This window comes from Tenacibaculum finnmarkense genomovar ulcerans (assembly GCF_900239495.1).
In the GTDB taxonomy this organism is placed as follows: Bacteria; Bacteroidota; Bacteroidia; order Flavobacteriales; family Flavobacteriaceae; genus Polaribacter; species Polaribacter ulcerans.
In genome coordinates this window covers 36,393-52,978 of record NZ_OENE01000004.1, presented here as the reverse complement: position 1 = coordinate 52,978, position 16,586 = coordinate 36,393, and the positions used below count along the sequence as shown (strand labels likewise).

Below are 16,586 nucleotides of genomic sequence, written 5' to 3'. Positions count from 1 at the left end.
ATAATATTGTAAAATAGATTCTTAGCAGTTCTTTTTTTAACAAACTGTTTTCACTTGTCTTTTTGTTTTTTTCAGGATGTTTTTTATATCTTTTTATTTCAGATAAAACTTCTTTTTCTGAAGATAGTAAAAGTTTTAGTTTAGTTTTTTTTAAAGAATTGATTAATTACAAACAGTCTTTTTTGAGTTTATTTTGAAATATAAAATAGGTTTTAAAGGGCTTTTTTTGAAATAGTTTCTTAGGTTATTATTTTGTAAATATAAAAACACCGCTATTTTTTTAACTTATTTTAGCATCAAATGAATTAGAATCTATTAAAAATTAGACCTCACAGATTTTAAAAACCTGTGAGGTCTGTTGTTATTGAGATAAATATTAAATTTCTTTCTAAATTAATCTAAAATAGCACAAAACCCTAGCCCCGATTGAAGCAATTGTTTGAGCTCCTTTTTTGATTTTTTTCAAAAAAGAGCGAGTGCGGAAAGCGGGAAGTTGCTTCAAATAATTTTTATATTTTTAAAACTATAGCATAAAAAAAACCCATACAAAAGTATGAGTTTTCTTATATTACAAATAAATAATATTTAATTATTTGAATTTAAAAGCCTTGTCTTTAGGAAAATAAGCTGTTCCATCTAATTGCTCTTCAATACGCAATAATTGGTTGTACTTCGCCATTCTGTCTGAACGAGAAGCCGAACCAGTTTTAATTTGCCCGCAGTTTAATGCAACGGCTAAATCGGCAATTGTATGGTCTTCAGTTTCACCAGAACGATGACTCATTACAGAAGTATATCCTGCATTATGCGCCATATTTACTGCCGAAATTGTTTCGGTTAAAGTTCCTATTTGGTTTACTTTAATTAAAATTGAATTGGCAATTCCGTTTTCAATTCCTCTTGATAAACGCTCCACATTGGTTACAAATAAATCGTCACCAACTAACTGCACTTTATCGCCAGCAATTTCTGTTAAATATTTCCAACCTTCCCAATCGTTTTCATCCATTCCGTCTTCGATAGAAATAATAGGGTATTTTTGAGCTAATTCAGCTAAATAATCGGCTTGTTCTTTACTTGTACGAATTTTTCCTTTCGCTCCTTCGAACTTGGTATAATCGTATTTTCCATCAACAAAAAATTCAGCAGCAGCACAATCTAAAGCGATCATTACTTCTTCTCCGAATTTATATCCTGCATTTTTAGTTGCTAAAGCGATGGTTTCAATAGCATCTTCAGTACCGTTTAAAGTTGGTGCAAAACCTCCTTCATCTCCAACAGCTGTTGATAAATTTCTGTCGTGTAAAACCTTCTTTAAATGATGAAAAATTTCAGAACCAATTTTCATTGCCTCTGTAAAATTTTTAGCTTTTACAGGCATTATCATAAATTCTTGAAACGCAATTGGCGCATCAGAATGTGATCCTCCGTTAATAATATTCATCATCGGAACAGGCAATGTATTGGCTGAAACACCACCTACATACCTATATAAAGGCAAGCCTAACTCGATTGCAGCAGCTTTTGCAGCAGCCAAAGAAACACCTAAAATAGCATTGGCTCCTAATACAGATTTATTTGGAGTTCCGTCTAAATCAATCATTAATTGATCAATCATATTTTGTTCAAAAACAGAAACGCCTAATAATTCTTGAGCAATTAAAGTGTTTACGTTTTTCACCGCATTTAACACGCCTTTACCCATATAATCTTTTCCGCCATCACGTAATTCAACAGCTTCATGCTCTCCAGTAGAAGCTCCTGAAGGAACTGCAGCGCTACCAATAACACCGTTTTCTGTAGTAACATCTACTTCTACAGTTGGATTACCTCTTGAATCAAAAATTTGACGTGCGTGAATGTTGATTATAATACTCATAGTTTTTATTTTTAATATAGCTTCCTGTAAATATTGATTCACAGGAAGGCTATTTTTACAATTTCTAATTTATAAATTGAAGCTCATTTTAATTAATTATTACAACTAATTGATAAAATGATTATGCTTCGGTTTTTGCCTTTTTAATATTTTCAATAAATTCATCAAATAAATATTCTGCATCGTGTGGTCCTGGGCTTGCCTCTGGATGATATTGTACAGAAAATACATTTTTAGATTTCATTCTAATACCTGCAACGGTATGATCGTTTAAATGTACATGTGATATTTCAACATCAGGATGTGCTTCTGTTTCTTCTCTATTAATAGCAAAACCATGGTTTTGAGAAGTTATTTCACCTTTTCCTGTTACTAAATTTTTTACAGGATGATTAATTCCTCTATGCCCATTGTGCATTTTGTAGGTAGAAATTCCGTTTGCCAAAGCAATTACTTGGTGTCCTAAACAGATACCAAATAACGGTAAATTTCTTTTGATAATTTCTTTTGCCGTATTTTGAGCAGCGACTAAAGGCTCAGGATCTCCAGGGCCGTTTGAAATAAAATATCCATCAGGATTAAAATCACTCATTTGCTCGAACGTAGCATTGTAAGGATACACTTTAATATAAGCGTCTCTTTTAACTAGGTTTCTTAAGATGTTCTTTTTAATTCCGATATCTAAAGCAGATATTTTAAGTGAAGCATTTTCATCTCCAATAAAATAAGGTTCTTTAGTAGATACTTTTGAGGCAAGTTCTAAGCCTTCCATGTTAGGAGTTGCTGCTAACTGCTCTTTTAAGGCTTCAATATTGTCTACATCAGTAGAAATAATAGCATTCATAGCACCGTTATCTCTTATGTAGGCTACCAATGCTCTGGTATCTACATCAGAAATAGCTACTACATTATGTTCTTTAAACCAGTCAAACAAATTTCCATCAGAATCTACACGAGAATGTGTAAAACTAAAATTACGGCAAATTAATCCTGAAATTTTAATTCCTTCTGACTCTACTTCTTCTTTGTTAACGCCATAATTACCGATATGTGCATTGGTGGTAACCATCAATTGTCCAAAATAAGAAGGGTCAGTAAAAATTTCTTGATAACCAGTCATACCTGTATTAAAACAAATTTCTCCTGTTGAAGTGCCTTCTATTCCAATAGACTTTCCATAGAAAATAGTTCCGTCTGCTAACAAAACTAGTGCTTTTTTACGTTGTTGATATTTCATTTAGTGTGTGTTGTGTAATTTTGTTTGCAAAAATAAATAAAAAAAAAGGGATAAACATTAAATGTTTATCCCTTTGATATAAATTATAAAAATTTTCATTTTTATTCTTCTTCTTGTGAAGTTTCAGCAGCTGCATCAGCAGTCTTAGCTCCACCACGACGGCTACGACGTGTGTTTTTCTTAGCTTTGTTTCCTTTAGGATTGTATAATTCGTTGTAATCAACTAATTCTACCATTGCCATAGGAGCATTATCTCCTTGACGGTTTCCTAATTTGATGATACGTACATATCCTCCTGGTCTATCTCCAATCTTTACAGAAACTTCTTTAAATAATTCGGTTACAGCTTCTTTGCTACGTAAATAGCTAAATACTGTACGACGATTATGAGTTGTATCTGTTTTAGATTTTGTAATAATAGGTTCGATAAACGTACGAAAAGCTTTCGCTTTAGCTACTGTTGTGTTAATACGTTTGTGCTCTATTAAAGAACATCCCATATTAGCTAACATTGCCTTTCTGTGTGCCGTTTGTCTTCCTAAATGATTAAATTTCTTTCCGTGTCTCATGACTTTGGTTTTTAGCTTTCATCTTGCTGCAACCCTTTTTGGGGAGCAAAATATGAAAGGTTAATCTCTATCTAATTTGTATTTGCTTAAATCCATTCCAAAATTAAGGCTTTTATTAGCCACTAACTCATCTAACTCAGTTAATGATTTTTTACCGAAATTTCTAAATTTCATTAAGTCACTTTTATTGAATGATACTAAGTCTCCTAAAGTATCTACTTCAGCCGCTTTTAAACAGTTCAAAGCACGAACAGATAAATCCATATCTACTAATTTCGTCTTTAATAACTGACGCATATGTAATGATTCCTCATCGTATGTTTCAGTTTGTGCAATTTCATCTGCCTCTAAAGTGATACGCTCATCAGAGAATAACATAAAGTGGTGGATTAAAATTTTTGCAGCCTCTGTTAAAGCATCCTTAGGGTTAATAGAACCGTCGGTATCAATATCGAAAACTAATTTTTCGAAATCGGTCTTTTGCTCTACACGAAAATTTTCAACAGCATACTTTACATTCTTTATAGGAGTGTAAATAGAATCTGTAAAAATTGTTCCTAAAGGAGCACCTGGTCTTTTGTTCTCTTCTGCTGGCACAAAACCTCTACCTTTTTCGATAGTGATTTCAGCGTTAAAACTCACAGATTTATCTAAGTTAAATAATACTAAATCTGAATTTAGTACTTGAAAACCTGACATAAATTTCTGTAAATCTCCTGCAGTAAATTGCTCTTGCCCAGATACAGCTATTGATACTGTTTCTCTATCAGTATCTTCAATTTGTTTCTTAAAACGAACTTGTTTTAAATTTAAGATGATTTCAGTAACATCTTCTACAACTCCTTGAATTGTTGAAAATTCATGATCAACACCATCAACACGTAATGATGTAATAGCAAAACCTTCTAATGAAGATAATAATACTCTTCTTAAAGCGTTACCAACTGTTAATCCAAAACCTGGTTCAAGAGGTCTGAATTCAAATCTCCCTGAAAAATCAGTAGATTCAATCATTATTACTTTATCAGGCTTTTGAAAATTTAAAATTGCCATTTTTCTTCGTTTTAATTGTTATTTAGTTGCGCGGTTTATTAGTTTGAAGAAACACAGATAAACCCTTTGGCTAAATACCAAGATGATTATTTTATTATTTAGAATATAATTCTACGATTAATTGTTCCTTGATATTTTCAGGGATCTGTAATCTCTCTGGAGCCTTGATAAAAGTACCAGATTTTAAGTCAGAATTCCAGCTTAACCATTCGTAAACATTACTGTTAGCAGCTAAAGCATTTTCAATTGCTAATAATGATTTAGATTTCTCTCTTACAGCAATAACATCACCTGCTTGTACATCATAAGAAGGAATGTTAACAATTTCTCCATTCACAGTAATGTGACGGTGAGAAACTAATTGACGTGCACCTCTTCTTGAGTTAGCAATTCCTAAACGGAAAACAACGTTATCTAAACGAGATTCACATAATTGTAATAAAACCTCACCAGTAATTCCTTTAGAAGCAGAAGCTTTCTTAAATAAGTTACTAAATTGACGCTCTAAAATTCCGTAAGAATATTTCGCTTTTTGCTTTTCCATTAACTGGGTAGCATATTCCGATTTCTTACCTCTTCTTCTTGCGTTTCCATGTTGTCCTGGAGGGTAATTTCTTTTTTCAAAAGATTTATCTTCTCCAAAAATTGCTTCACCAAACTTACGAGCAATTTTAGTTTTTGGTCCTGTATATCTTGCCATTTCTTGTTGTTTTAGTAGGGATTATGAATTAAGGCGTACTCCTTCGATAATCTTATTCCTACTTAGTTAAAATATATTTTATTTGCGCACAAAAGTACGCGAAACAAAAATATAAGTTGATAAAATCAACTTATACTCTTCTTCTTTTAGGTGGACGACATCCGTTATGAGGAATAGGAGTAACATCAACAATTTCAGTTACTTCGATTCCAGCATTGTGGATAGATCTGATTGCAGATTCTCTACCGTTACCTGGTCCTTTAACGTACACTTTTACTTTACGTAAACCTGCTTCTTTTGCAACGTTTGCACAATCTTCTGCGGCTAATTGAGCTGCATACGGAGTGTTCTTTTTAGAACCTCTGAAACCCATTTTACCAGCAGATGACCAAGAAATAACGTCACCTTTTTTGTTTGTTAAAGAAATAATAATATTGTTAAAAGATGCAGTTACGTGAGCTTCACCAACTGATTCTATTACAACTTTACGTTTTTTTGCTACTTTAGACTTTGCCATGATTATTATAGTTTTAGTAATTTAGTTTTCTAACTTTATGATTTTACAACCATTATTAGATCTTTATTACTTATCTAACTTATTTTTTCTTGTTAGCTACAGTTTTTCTCTTACCTTTTCTAGTACGAGAGTTATTCTTTGTTCTTTGACCTCTTAAAGGTAAGCCAAGTCTATGACGTATACCTCTTTGACATCCGATATCCATTAAACGCTTAATGCTTAATTGAACCTCAGAACGTAACTCACCTTCAATAGTAAAACTACCTACTTGCTCACGAATTGCTGCAATTTGATCATCGCTCCAATCTTGAACTTTGATACTTTCGTCTATATTTTTCGCTGCTAAAATTTCTTTAGCTCTACTGTTTCCTATACCAAAGATGTAAGTTAAAGCGATAACACCTCTTTTATTCTTTGGAATATCAATACCTGCTATTCTTGCCATTACCCTTGTCTTTGTTTAAATCTAGGATTCTTTTTATTTATTACGTATAATCTGCCTTTTCGTCGTACAATCTTGCACTCGGCGCTTCTTTTCTTTAATGATGCTCTTACTTTCATCAGTGTGTGTTTTTAATATCTGTAAGTAATTCTTGCCTTTGATAAATCATATGGGCTCATTTCTAACTTCACCTTATCTCCTGGTAATAGTTTGATATAATGCATACGCATTTTCCCTGAAATGTGAGCCGTAACAATATGTCCGTTTTCTAATTCTACACGAAACATCGCATTTGACAATGCTTCAGTGATTGTTCCGTCTTGTTGAATTGCTGGTTGTTTAGCCATATTATTTTAATGATTTTCTGTTACTGTTACCTGTTTTCATTAAACCGTCATAACGACTGTTTAATAAATACGAGTTAATTTGCTGTATGGTATCTATTGCTACTCCAACCATAATGATTAAAGAAGTTCCTCCGAAAAACATTGCCCAGTTTTGAGTTACATCAAACTGAACAATAATTGCTGGTAAAATAGCTAAAGCTGCTAAAAATAAAGATCCTGGAAATGTTATCTTAGATAACACTGCGTCTAAATAATTTGCAGTTTCTTCTCCTGGTTTATAGCCTGGAACGAAACCATTACTTCTCTTTAAGTCTTCAGCCATTTTATTTGTAGGGATTGTAATCGCCGTATAAAAATAACTAAATACAATAATTAACAAAGCAAATATAACGTTATACCATAATCCGAAGTTGTCAGCTAAACTGCTTAGTGCTGGAAATTTTTGTCCTAAAGCTACTGGTAAAAACATAATAGCCTGTGCAAAAATAATCGGCATTACACCTGATGCATTCAATTTTAAAGGAATGTACTGGCGAGCACCGTCAACATCTTTAATATCAGTAATTGCTGTACGACGTGCGTATTGAACGGCAACTTTACGTACTGCGGTAACTAATAATACGGTTAACAAAATCACTACAAACCAAACTATTAATTCTATTAGAATCATCATCATACCTCCTGCTCCAGCTGTCCCTTTAGAAACTAACTCTTGAATAAAAGCTGCTGGAAAATTCGCTAAAATACCTACTGTAATTAATAATGAAATACCATTACCAACTCCTTTGTCTGTAATACGTTCTCCTAACCACATTGCAAAAACTGTTCCTGCAGTTAAAAGAATAATTGATGATACCCAAAAGGTAACTCCTGGTACTAAGAAAGCTTCAGGTCCTAATCCCATTTGGTTTTGAATAATCCCAATATAGGTTGGTGCTTGAAACAATGTAATAGCAATTGTTAACCATCTTGTAATTTGCGTAATCTTCTTACGTCCACTTTCTCCATCTTTTTGTAATTTTTGCAAATATGGTACCGCGATACCCATTAACTGAACTACAATCGAAGCAGAAATATAAGGCATTATACCAAGAGCCATTACTGACGCTCTAGCAAATGCCCCACCTGTAAATGCGTTTAATAAACCCAAAAGTCCACCTGAAGTACTGTCTTGCAATGCTGTTAACTGTGTCGGGTCAATTCCAGGTAATGGAACTGCCGACATAAAACGGTAAACAGCAATTAAACCAAAGGTTAAAAGTAATTTCTCTTTTAACTCTTCTATCTTCCAAATGTCTTTTAATGTATTTATAAAATTCATCATTTACAGTTGTTTTATAATGTAACTACCTCACCTCCTGCAGCTTCAATAGCCGCTTTTGCTGTTGCAGTAAATTTGTGTACGGTTACGTTTAATTTAGCTTTTAACTCACCATTTCCTAGTATTTTTACTAAGTCATTTTTACGAGCTAAACGATTTTCTACTAAAATCGCTAAAGTTACTGTATCTGAAATTTTTCCACTTTCTACTAATTCTTGTAATTTCTCTAAATTAACACCAACATACTCTTTACGATTAATGTTTGTGAAACCAAATTTAGGTACACGTCTTTGAAGTGGCATCTGACCTCCTTCAAATCCTATTTTACGAGAATAACCAGAACGAGATTTCTGACCATTATGACCTCTTGTTGCAGTTCCTCCTTTACCAGAACCCTCTCCACGTGCTATACGTTTACGGCTCTTTGTAGATCCTACTGCAGGTTTTAAGTTATGTAAACTCATCTTATTATTGTCTTATTTAATTTCCTCTACAGAAACTAAGTGTGAAACTGTTTTTACCATTCCCAAAATTTGAGCTGTTGCATTGTGCTCTACAGTTTGGTTCAATTTGCGTAAACCTAATGCCTCTAACGTTGCTTTTTGACTTTTAAGGCGACCAATTTTACTTCTTACTTGTGTAACTTTAATTTTACTCATCGTCTTAAATTTTAACCGTTAAAAACTTTCTCTAAAGAAATACCTCTTTGCTTAGCAATAGTTGCCGCATTACGTAATTGTAATAAAGCATCAAAAGTTGCTTTCACTACGTTGTGAGGATTTGAAGATCCTTGAGATTTTGATAATACGTCTTTAACACCAACTGATTCCAATACTGAACGTACTGCACCACCGGCGATAACTCCTGTACCATGAGAGGCAGGCTTGATAAATACTTTCGCACCACCAAATTTACCTTTCTGTTCATGAGGTAAGGTTCCGTCTAAAAGAGGAATACGTACTAAACTTTTCTTAGCATCTTCAATCGCTTTAGCAATTGCAGAAGCAACATCTTTAGACTTTCCTAATCCATGACCAACAACACCGTTACCATCTCCAACTATTACGATTGCAGAGAAACCAAATGCTCTACCCCCTTTAGTTACTTTGGTAACACGTTGTACACCTACTAATTTATCTACAAGCTCTAATCCGCTTGGTTTTACTCTTTCTACGTTTTTATATCCTAACATAATATAATTTCTTAAAATTTTAAACCAGCTTCTCTAGCAGCTTCAGCTAATACTTTAATTCTACCGTGGTATAAAAACCCATTTCTATCAAAAGAAATAGTTTCAAAACCTTTTGCAGCAGCTCTTTCAGCAATTGCTTTACCTACTGCAGCAGCAGCTTCTGATTTAGAACCAGCTGTAATTTCTTTATCTCTTGATGATGCAGATGCTAATGTTACACCTGTAACGTCATCAATTAATTGAGCATAAATTTCCTTGTTACTTCTAAAAACTGACAACCTAGGCTTAACAGCTGTTCCAGTAATAACCTTTCTAATTCTATACTTAATTCGTTGTCTTCTTTCAAGCTTTGATAATGCCATAATAATTTCTCTTATTTATTATGCAGATTTACCTGCTTTTCTTCTTAATACCTCTCCTACAAACTTAATTCCTTTTCCTTTATATGGCTCTGGAGCACGGAAAGAACGAATTTTAGCTGCTACTTGACCAACTAATTGCTTATCAAAAGAAGATAATTTAACTATTGGATTTTTACCCTTGTCCGATACTGTTTCAACTTTTACTTCTGGAGCAATATTTAAAACAATATTATGAGAGAAACCTAAAGCTAAATCTAATTTTTGCCCTTGGTTAGATGCTCTATAACCTACACCTACTAACTCTAATTCCTTAGTATATCCTTTAGAAACACCTTCAATCATATTACTGATTAAAGAACGGTATAAACCGTGTGCTGCTCTATGATCTTTACTATCTGATGCTCTTCTAACTGTTAAAACACCATCTTCAATTCCTGCAGTAATTTCAGACTTTAACTCTTGAGTTAATGTTCCTAATTTACCCTTTACTGTAACCACATTTCCGTTTACTGAAACTTCAACACCTTGTGGTAATGCGATTGGATTTTTTCCTATTCTACTCATCGTACAAAGTGATTAATAAACGTAACATAATACTTCACCACCAACATTTTCAAGTTTTGCTTTTTTGTTTGTCATTACACCTCTCGATGTAGAAACAATAGCAATACCTAATCCGTTTAATACTCTTGGCATTTCTTTCGAACCAACGTATTTACGTAAACCTGGGGTTGAAATTCTTTGAATCTTTCTGATTACTGATTCTTTCGTGTCTCTGTCGTATTTTAAAGCGATCTTGATTGTCCCTTGAACTTTATCGTCATTGAACTGATAACTTAAAACATAACCTTGATCGAACAAAATTTTCGTCATTTCCTTCTTCAATTTAGAAGCAGGAATCTCTACTACTCGATGATTTGCTGCAATAGCATTTCTTACTCGAGTAAGAAAATCCGCAATTGGATCTGTATACATAATTAATTAAATTTCGGTTTTGGTATTTAGTAATTTCTATTGTCCCTACGGATACACCGTAACTACTAAACCTGAAACCAGTTAATATTTGTTTTTTTGCTTTTATGCCCACTATTAAACTCACTTTACAACGCTATCAAAAACAAGTGTTTTCTTATTTAGTTGATATTAAAGCAAAAATAGCCCATAAAAACAGACTGCAAATATACGTAAACATTTTGAAAATCAAAAGGTTTTGGGCTTTATCATTTTATAAAACTTTTTAGTTACACATCTTTAAATCAAAAAAAAGCGCTATTTACCCTAAAAACAGCTTTTATATTCAATTAGACTAGATATTTAAACGTTATAAATTTTATAGCAGAACAAATTAGGTTTCTTAATTCTTTATTTAGATGCTTTTTCAAAAAAAACACTCTGAAAACAGTGATAAAAAAATCAATCTAAAAGAGTATTTTTACACATACAAACAACTAAACAATAATAAAAAAACAAGTCTTATGAAGTATTTAGAAAAATACCTTGTTCTTACAGAAGATAGAAATACACACTTTTGTATTATCACTTTTAAAAAGAAAACATGTACAATTATTAATAGTATTTCTGATGAAAATCCTAGCATAAAAACAACTTATTTTGACACTTCTGAAGCAGCCGAAAAAGCGGCAGAAGCACTTCTTATCACCAAAATAAAACAAGGTTATAAAGAACAAACACAACCGAACGATCTTTCTGTATTTTCTATCGCTATAAAAAATTTAAAAACAGCGGATGCCACAATTTTTGAAAGCGGAATTAAAACGCTAAACGAATTAATAACCATCTATTATAACGACAACAAACACCCTTTTACTCAATTTTTGGGAGTCAAAATGAAAGATGAAAGTTTTGTTACCACTCCTATATTAGACGAATATTTTAAAAAACACATCAATAATCTTTCGCCAGAAACACTAGTTGCTGTTGTTCAAATGACACTACAAAACATCTATTTTAATTTTGAAGTTACCTCTTTTGCTATAGCAGAAATTATCAAAAGAAAAAATCTAGATGCTCAACTTGCTATTGTAACTCAATTTCTTAAAGCTTGTGAATATTATGATGCAGGGCATCGTTTTTGGAGTACTACCAATCAAGATAAATTAATTGACAATCATTTCCCTAAATTTCAATCTGAAGCCTTGTTAAAATTATTAGAAGAACTTCCTACGGATATGCTTAGTGGTGAAGATGGCGACGCTATGGAAACTCTTTTTATTCCTGCATTAAATAACACTAAAAATAAAGAAATACAGCAGGCTATTTTAACAATTCTAGAAACCTATAAAAAGGAGTATGAAGAAGAGGGTTATGTAGATGACGATTATTTTGAGGCATTATTTGAAGAAATATCAGCCAATGCTTCTAATAATGTAATTAAAGAGCTTGAAAAAATAACAGCGCGTAAAAAAAATACACACGCTTAAAATATGTTTAAATTTTATAATTAAACTAGCTTTTTTACTCTTAAAAAAGCTAGTTTAATATTATTTTCAAGGTTTTTTTACGTTGGATTTTTTTCGTGTCCGTTTCTATAAAATTATCAATAAAATAAATCTCTTTAGGAATTTCAAACCTAGTAAGTGTTTTTAAATTTTTAATTTCAAAATCGAAATCATTCTTTGCTTTATCTGAAATACTATCTTCAATAATTAAAATTAATTTTTCACCTAAAATAGCATCAGAAATTCCAATAACAAAAAAACGGGATGTTATTATTTCTGATAATTTTTCTTCTATTTTTTCGGGATGTAATTTTACGCCTCCAGAATTAATAACATTATCAAAACGTCCTAACCACTCAAATTTAGTTGCAGAAATCAACTTTACAATATCATTCGTTATTATTTTTTCTTCGGATACTTTTGGTGCTTCAATAACTAAACAATCTCTGGTGTCAACAGTTATTTTTACGTTTGATAAAACGGTATAATCAGACGCTGACACAGGTTCGTGTTCTTTAAAATTATTCAATTTTTTAACAGCAATATGCGTAATTGTTTCAGTCATTCCGTAAGTAGCAAATACTTTTGTTGAAATATTTTGAATAGCACGTGTCAAATCAGAAGAAACCACGCCTCCACCTACAATTAATTTATCAATTTTGTGTAAATCGGCTAATGAATTTCGTAATTGTAACGGAACCATTGCCGAAAAATTGTAGTGTTTTTTAAGCAGTTTTTTATCTTTTAACGGATTAGAATCTGGTTTTACAATATCCAATTCCCAACCTAAAGTTAAGGCACGAACCAGCATCATTTTACCTGCAATATAATCGGTAGATAAACATAGTAATGCTATTGTATTTTCTTTTAAATTAAAAAACTTTCCTGTTGCTAAAGCCGAATTTTTCATAAACTCTTTTTGCAACTTAATCGGTTTTGGTTTTCCTGTTGAACCTGAAGTTTGTACAATTACAAAATCTTTATCATTAAACCAATCACTTAAAAAAGCATGTATAGATTCTGATATTTTACCAGAAAAAACAAGCAATTCTTCTTCGGATAAAAAAGAAATTCCGTTTAATTGAAAACCCTTATGAAAACGTCTATAATTATTCAATATTCGCTAGATTTTCTTGTGGTTTTTGAATACTTCCTGTTAATTTTTCTTGCCAGTTTTTCCAGCCGTATTTTTTAGAAAACAACAATAAAATTAACGGATACAATACAAAAACAGGTAAAAACATTTCGATACCTACTGAAGGTTCTGAAGTATCAACAAATAAAGCATCTGTTTGAAAAACTGTCCAATTTGTAGTTACTAAAAAAGCAGCTACAATATTATTTATAGCATGTACGCCTAAAACTAACTCTGTTCCTTCATCCATTAAAGTTGTAATTCCGAAGAAAAAACCAGTTCCTATGTAAAAAACCATGGAAATATACCCTAATTTTTCAACCTCAGGATTTGCACCGTGCAATAAGCCAAAAGCAACTGATGTTATTATTAAAGGCATCCATCTATTTTTAAACCAAGTTCCTAAACCTTGCATAAAATACCCTCTAAATAACAACTCTTCAAAACTAGTTTGTAAAGGTAAAAACAAAAAAGAAACGGCTACTAATGTAAAAAAAGGTACAGGTTTAAAGTTCCAAGTATAATTTTCTGGAGATAAAAAAATGCCTAACAACGTTACACTTACGGCAATTATTCCAAAAGTTACAAAACCAAACCAAAAACGGCTCCAATCAATATTTTCACGGCTTGTTACAACTGTTTTGAAAGCTCTTTTATGAATAAATTTTATAGCTACGAATAAAAAAAATAATCCGATAGCAAACATTAATATCATCAGGAATAAAAACAAATTTTTGTCAATTCCTAAGGTCATAAAACTTTCGTTTGCAGCATTCGAAAACTCTCCCAAATTTTTCGAATGTAAAATCGCTACTAATGCCAAAGGAAGTGTTCCTATTAATTGCCATCCGAAGAGGATTAAAGTAATCGCGGCGAAGTAATAAAGCCAATTATTTCTTCCTTTATATGCTTGTTCTATAAAATTCATTTGTTAAAAATTTTGATATTATTATGATAATAAAAACTAAATAACGTTAATCTAAATTAAATCCCCAAGCTATTTTACTATTATAACCTAAACTTCCGTTGGAAACTTCTAACGGACTTTCAAAATTATTGGTAAATAAACCCCCTGTTCCTAAGCCTTGCGGCAGCGGGTTTTTTAAAGTTTGCGTAAATTGTGCAATGGCATTTAAACCAATATTACTTTCTAATGCTGAAGTTATCCAATTATCGGCGTTGTATTTTTTAGCGATTGAAATCCACTGTTCACTTCCTTTAATTCCGCCAACTAAACTAGGTTTTAAAATAATGTATTGCGGTTTAATTGTTTGAATACATTTTTCTTTTTCTTCGGATGTAAAAATGCCTATCAATTCTTCATCTAAAGCGATTGGCAAGGGTGTTTTTTCACATAAATTTGCCATTTCTTGCCATTGTCCTTGTTTTATCGGCTGTTCAATGGAATGAATATCTAATTCCGATAATCGTTGTAATTTTTGTAAAGCATCTTTAGGTGTAAAACCTCCATTTGCATCAACTCGTAGCGTTATTTCTTCGGATGAAAATTCTTTACGAATAGATTTTAACAAATCCATTTCTGTTTCAAAATCAATCGCACCAATTTTCATTTTGATGGTATTAAAACCTTGCTCTAACTTGTCTTTAATTTGCTGTTGCATAAAGGCTTTATCACCCATCCAAATTAAACCGTTGATTGGAATATTTTGTGTTCCTTTTGTAAAATTTGAAGGAAATAATTCAAATTTATTTTTTGCTTTTAATGATAAAAAAGCTTGTTCCAATCCGAATTGAATAGATGGAAAATAAGTCGCTTCAACTAATAACTTTTCTAAACCTTGATTGATATTTGCACAAAACCATTGCAATTTTTCTTCGTAATTTGGAACGTCATCAATACTTAAACCTCTAAATAAACCGCATTCTCCTATGCCTGTTTTTCCGTCTTTTTTTAAGATGATAAACCAGGTTTCTTTGGTTCTTAAAATACCTCGAGATGTACCGCTTGCTTGTTTAAAATTAAGTAAATGCTTATGATAAGTTGCTTGTATCATGTTCTGATTTTATTAACGTATTTTTTAGAATGTTAGTGGTTTTGCGTTAGGGATTGCAATGGAAATCCTTTTGTGAGGCACGAACAAAAGATTGTAATGTAAAGCCCGCTCGAACGCCCAAAAAATTATTTTTCTACGTATTCTTTACATTTTTTTAACGATTGTAAACTTATTTTTTTGAAAGTCCCTTTAAAATAAGGATACAAACAAGCTGTCATATATGATTTGCTATTTACACTGCTGTTTTGAACAATTTTAGTAGTATTTCCGTTGGCTATAAAATTATATTCGGTGGTTTTTACCATTTGATTAGAATGAAATTCAAAGGTGATTTTTTCATTTTCGATATAATCTGAAATTCTTTGAACCATTTTTACTTCCTGTCCATTATTTTCGACAATTACGTTATAAGTACTGCCTAATACGCCTGGTTTTTCTTGCTTTGGTTCGATTGATTTTACATCTGGCAACCATTTTTTTAGCTGATCTACATTTTTAAAATTTTCAAAAACAGTAGCAACGGGTTTGTTAACTTCAATTTCTGTACTGTATTCAACTTGAGTAATAATAATTCCTGTTAAGAAAAAAACAAGGACTAAAGCGCTTACAATTCCTAATATTATTTTTATTGATTTCATGTTAATTATTATAATTTTACGGTGTGTCCTATTTCTAAAATAGTCAATTCTTTATTAGCTTTCGTGAATTTGCTTTTGGCTTGATTTACATCAATTTCTATGGGTGGAAACGTGTTAAAATGACAACCGATTACCTTGTTACATTCAACCAAATTACTAGCAATAATAGCATCTTCAATACCCATTGTAAAGGTGTCGCCTATTGGAAAAATAGCTGCTGTTAATTTTGTAGTCATCGGAATTAATTTCATATCCATAGTGACAGCAGTATCTCCAGCAATGTATAATGTTTTTTCTTCGGATGAAATTACAAATCCGCCTGGTTGCCCTCCGTAAGTTCCATCAGCAAATGAAGAAGTATGAATTGCATTTACATATTTCGCTGAAAAAGTATCAACTTTAAAAGTTCCTCCGTGATTTACAGCGGCTGTTTTGAAATTTTTAGCAGCATAATATTGTGCTATTTCGTAATTAGAAATAATGGTTGCACCTGTTTTTTCTGCAAAAAGTTCAACGTCTAAAACATGGTCTTGATGTGCGTGTGTTACTAATATATAATCGGCTTTTATATCTGCAATAACAATATTTGATGCTAACGGATTTCCTGTAATAAATGGATCTACTAATAAATGTGTTCCGTTAATTTCGATACCGAAACAAGCATGTCCGTAAAATGTAATGTTCATTGTATTCTTTTTATAATATTAGTTTGTAAGCTTG

22 protein-coding genes are annotated in these 16,586 nt (G+C 32.0%); 1 reads left to right on the top strand and 21 read right to left on the bottom strand.

Annotated features, from left to right (window positions below):
• Window positions 1–589: 589 nt before the first annotated feature.
• The 16 genes from eno to rpsH form a co-directional block, all read right to left on the bottom strand.
• A complete protein-coding gene (eno, locus tag DPIF8902391_RS01155; protein WP_058884681.1) occupies window positions 590–1,879 on the bottom strand; it encodes a phosphopyruvate hydratase in 1,290 nt (429 codons plus the stop codon).
• Window positions 1,880–2,000: 121 nt separating this feature from the next.
• Window positions 2,001–3,116, bottom strand: a complete 1,116-nt coding sequence (gene carA, locus DPIF8902391_RS01150; RefSeq protein WP_101914392.1) for a glutamine-hydrolyzing carbamoyl-phosphate synthase small subunit — start codon at window positions 3,114–3,116, stop codon at window positions 2,001–2,003.
• A gap of 101 nt (window positions 3,117–3,217) precedes the next feature.
• Window positions 3,218–3,685, bottom strand: coding sequence for a 50S ribosomal protein L17 (rplQ, locus tag DPIF8902391_RS01145; RefSeq protein ID WP_058884675.1), 468 nt, complete (start codon window positions 3,683–3,685; stop codon window positions 3,218–3,220).
• A gap of 60 nt (window positions 3,686–3,745) precedes the next feature.
• Complete coding sequence (locus DPIF8902391_RS01140) at window positions 3,746–4,738, bottom strand: DNA-directed RNA polymerase subunit alpha (RefSeq protein ID WP_058884674.1); 993 nt, start codon at window positions 4,736–4,738, stop codon at window positions 3,746–3,748.
• A gap of 94 nt (window positions 4,739–4,832) precedes the next feature.
• Window positions 4,833–5,438, bottom strand: a complete 606-nt coding sequence (gene rpsD / locus DPIF8902391_RS01135; RefSeq protein WP_058884673.1) for a 30S ribosomal protein S4 — start codon at window positions 5,436–5,438, stop codon at window positions 4,833–4,835.
• Window positions 5,439–5,568: 130 nt separating this feature from the next.
• On the bottom strand, window positions 5,569–5,955 hold the full coding sequence (rpsK, locus tag DPIF8902391_RS01130) for a 30S ribosomal protein S11 (protein WP_058884672.1): 387 nt from the start codon (window positions 5,953–5,955) through the stop codon (window positions 5,569–5,571).
• A gap of 79 nt (window positions 5,956–6,034) precedes the next feature.
• Window positions 6,035–6,400 (bottom strand): 30S ribosomal protein S13, encoded by a 366-nt coding sequence (rpsM, locus tag DPIF8902391_RS01125; protein ID WP_058884671.1) that lies wholly within the window; start codon window positions 6,398–6,400, stop codon window positions 6,035–6,037.
• Window positions 6,400–6,516: a type B 50S ribosomal protein L36 gene (gene ykgO, locus DPIF8902391_RS01120; RefSeq protein WP_073316873.1), complete on the bottom strand. Its 117-nt coding sequence runs from the start codon at window positions 6,514–6,516 to the stop codon at window positions 6,400–6,402. The genes rpsM and ykgO overlap by 1 nt, the downstream gene beginning before the upstream one ends.
• A 12-nt stretch (window positions 6,517–6,528) precedes the next feature.
• Window positions 6,529–6,744, bottom strand: a complete 216-nt coding sequence (gene infA, locus DPIF8902391_RS01115; RefSeq protein ID WP_024740627.1) for a translation initiation factor IF-1 — start codon at window positions 6,742–6,744, stop codon at window positions 6,529–6,531.
• A gap of 1 nt (window position 6,745) precedes the next feature.
• Window positions 6,746–8,065, bottom strand: coding sequence for a preprotein translocase subunit SecY (gene secY, locus DPIF8902391_RS01110; protein WP_058884670.1), 1,320 nt, complete (start codon window positions 8,063–8,065; stop codon window positions 6,746–6,748).
• 14 nt (window positions 8,066–8,079) lie between these two features.
• The gene (rplO, locus tag DPIF8902391_RS01105; protein WP_058884669.1) at window positions 8,080–8,529 is read right to left on the bottom strand and encodes a 50S ribosomal protein L15; all 450 of its coding nucleotides are present in this window, start codon (window positions 8,527–8,529) and stop codon (window positions 8,080–8,082) included.
• A 12-nt stretch (window positions 8,530–8,541) separates the two neighbouring features.
• Window positions 8,542–8,724, bottom strand: coding sequence for a 50S ribosomal protein L30 (rpmD, locus tag DPIF8902391_RS01100; protein WP_058884668.1), 183 nt, complete (start codon window positions 8,722–8,724; stop codon window positions 8,542–8,544).
• An 11-nt stretch (window positions 8,725–8,735) separates the two neighbouring features.
• On the bottom strand, window positions 8,736–9,260 hold the full coding sequence (gene rpsE, locus DPIF8902391_RS01095) for a 30S ribosomal protein S5 (protein ID WP_101903633.1): 525 nt from the start codon (window positions 9,258–9,260) through the stop codon (window positions 8,736–8,738).
• Window positions 9,261–9,268: 8 nt separating this feature from the next.
• A complete protein-coding gene (gene rplR, locus DPIF8902391_RS01090) occupies window positions 9,269–9,619 on the bottom strand; it encodes a 50S ribosomal protein L18 (RefSeq protein WP_058884666.1) in 351 nt (116 codons plus the stop codon).
• 18 nt (window positions 9,620–9,637) lie between these two features.
• The gene (gene rplF, locus DPIF8902391_RS01085; RefSeq protein WP_058884665.1) at window positions 9,638–10,183 is read right to left on the bottom strand and encodes a 50S ribosomal protein L6; all 546 of its coding nucleotides are present in this window, start codon (window positions 10,181–10,183) and stop codon (window positions 9,638–9,640) included.
• Between the two features lie 12 nt (window positions 10,184–10,195).
• Complete coding sequence (gene rpsH / locus DPIF8902391_RS01080) at window positions 10,196–10,594, bottom strand: 30S ribosomal protein S8 (RefSeq protein WP_058884664.1); 399 nt, start codon at window positions 10,592–10,594, stop codon at window positions 10,196–10,198.
• A gap of 500 nt (window positions 10,595–11,094) precedes the next feature.
• Between rpsH and DPIF8902391_RS01075 the strand changes: the two genes are divergently transcribed.
• Complete coding sequence (locus DPIF8902391_RS01075) at window positions 11,095–12,060, top strand: hypothetical protein (protein WP_172504795.1); 966 nt, start codon at window positions 11,095–11,097, stop codon at window positions 12,058–12,060.
• Between the two features lie 49 nt (window positions 12,061–12,109).
• On the opposite strand, the gene DPIF8902391_RS01070 is transcribed toward DPIF8902391_RS01075, so the two are convergent.
• From DPIF8902391_RS01070 to DPIF8902391_RS01050, 5 genes are all read right to left on the bottom strand, one after another.
• Complete coding sequence (locus DPIF8902391_RS01070) at window positions 12,110–13,195, bottom strand: AMP-binding protein (RefSeq protein ID WP_172504794.1); 1,086 nt, start codon at window positions 13,193–13,195, stop codon at window positions 12,110–12,112.
• The gene (locus DPIF8902391_RS01065; protein WP_172504793.1) at window positions 13,188–14,141 is read right to left on the bottom strand and encodes a CPBP family intramembrane glutamic endopeptidase; all 954 of its coding nucleotides are present in this window, start codon (window positions 14,139–14,141) and stop codon (window positions 13,188–13,190) included. The genes DPIF8902391_RS01070 and DPIF8902391_RS01065 overlap by 8 nt, the downstream gene beginning before the upstream one ends.
• 46 nt (window positions 14,142–14,187) lie before the next feature.
• A complete protein-coding gene (gene menC, locus DPIF8902391_RS01060) occupies window positions 14,188–15,228 on the bottom strand; it encodes an o-succinylbenzoate synthase (protein WP_058884660.1) in 1,041 nt (346 codons plus the stop codon).
• A 125-nt stretch (window positions 15,229–15,353) separates the two neighbouring features.
• Complete coding sequence (locus DPIF8902391_RS01055) at window positions 15,354–15,866, bottom strand: SRPBCC family protein (protein ID WP_172504792.1); 513 nt, start codon at window positions 15,864–15,866, stop codon at window positions 15,354–15,356.
• Window positions 15,867–15,874: 8 nt separating this feature from the next.
• Complete coding sequence (locus DPIF8902391_RS01050; RefSeq protein ID WP_172504791.1) at window positions 15,875–16,552, bottom strand: metal-dependent hydrolase; 678 nt, start codon at window positions 16,550–16,552, stop codon at window positions 15,875–15,877.
• Window positions 16,553–16,586 lie beyond the last annotated feature (34 nt).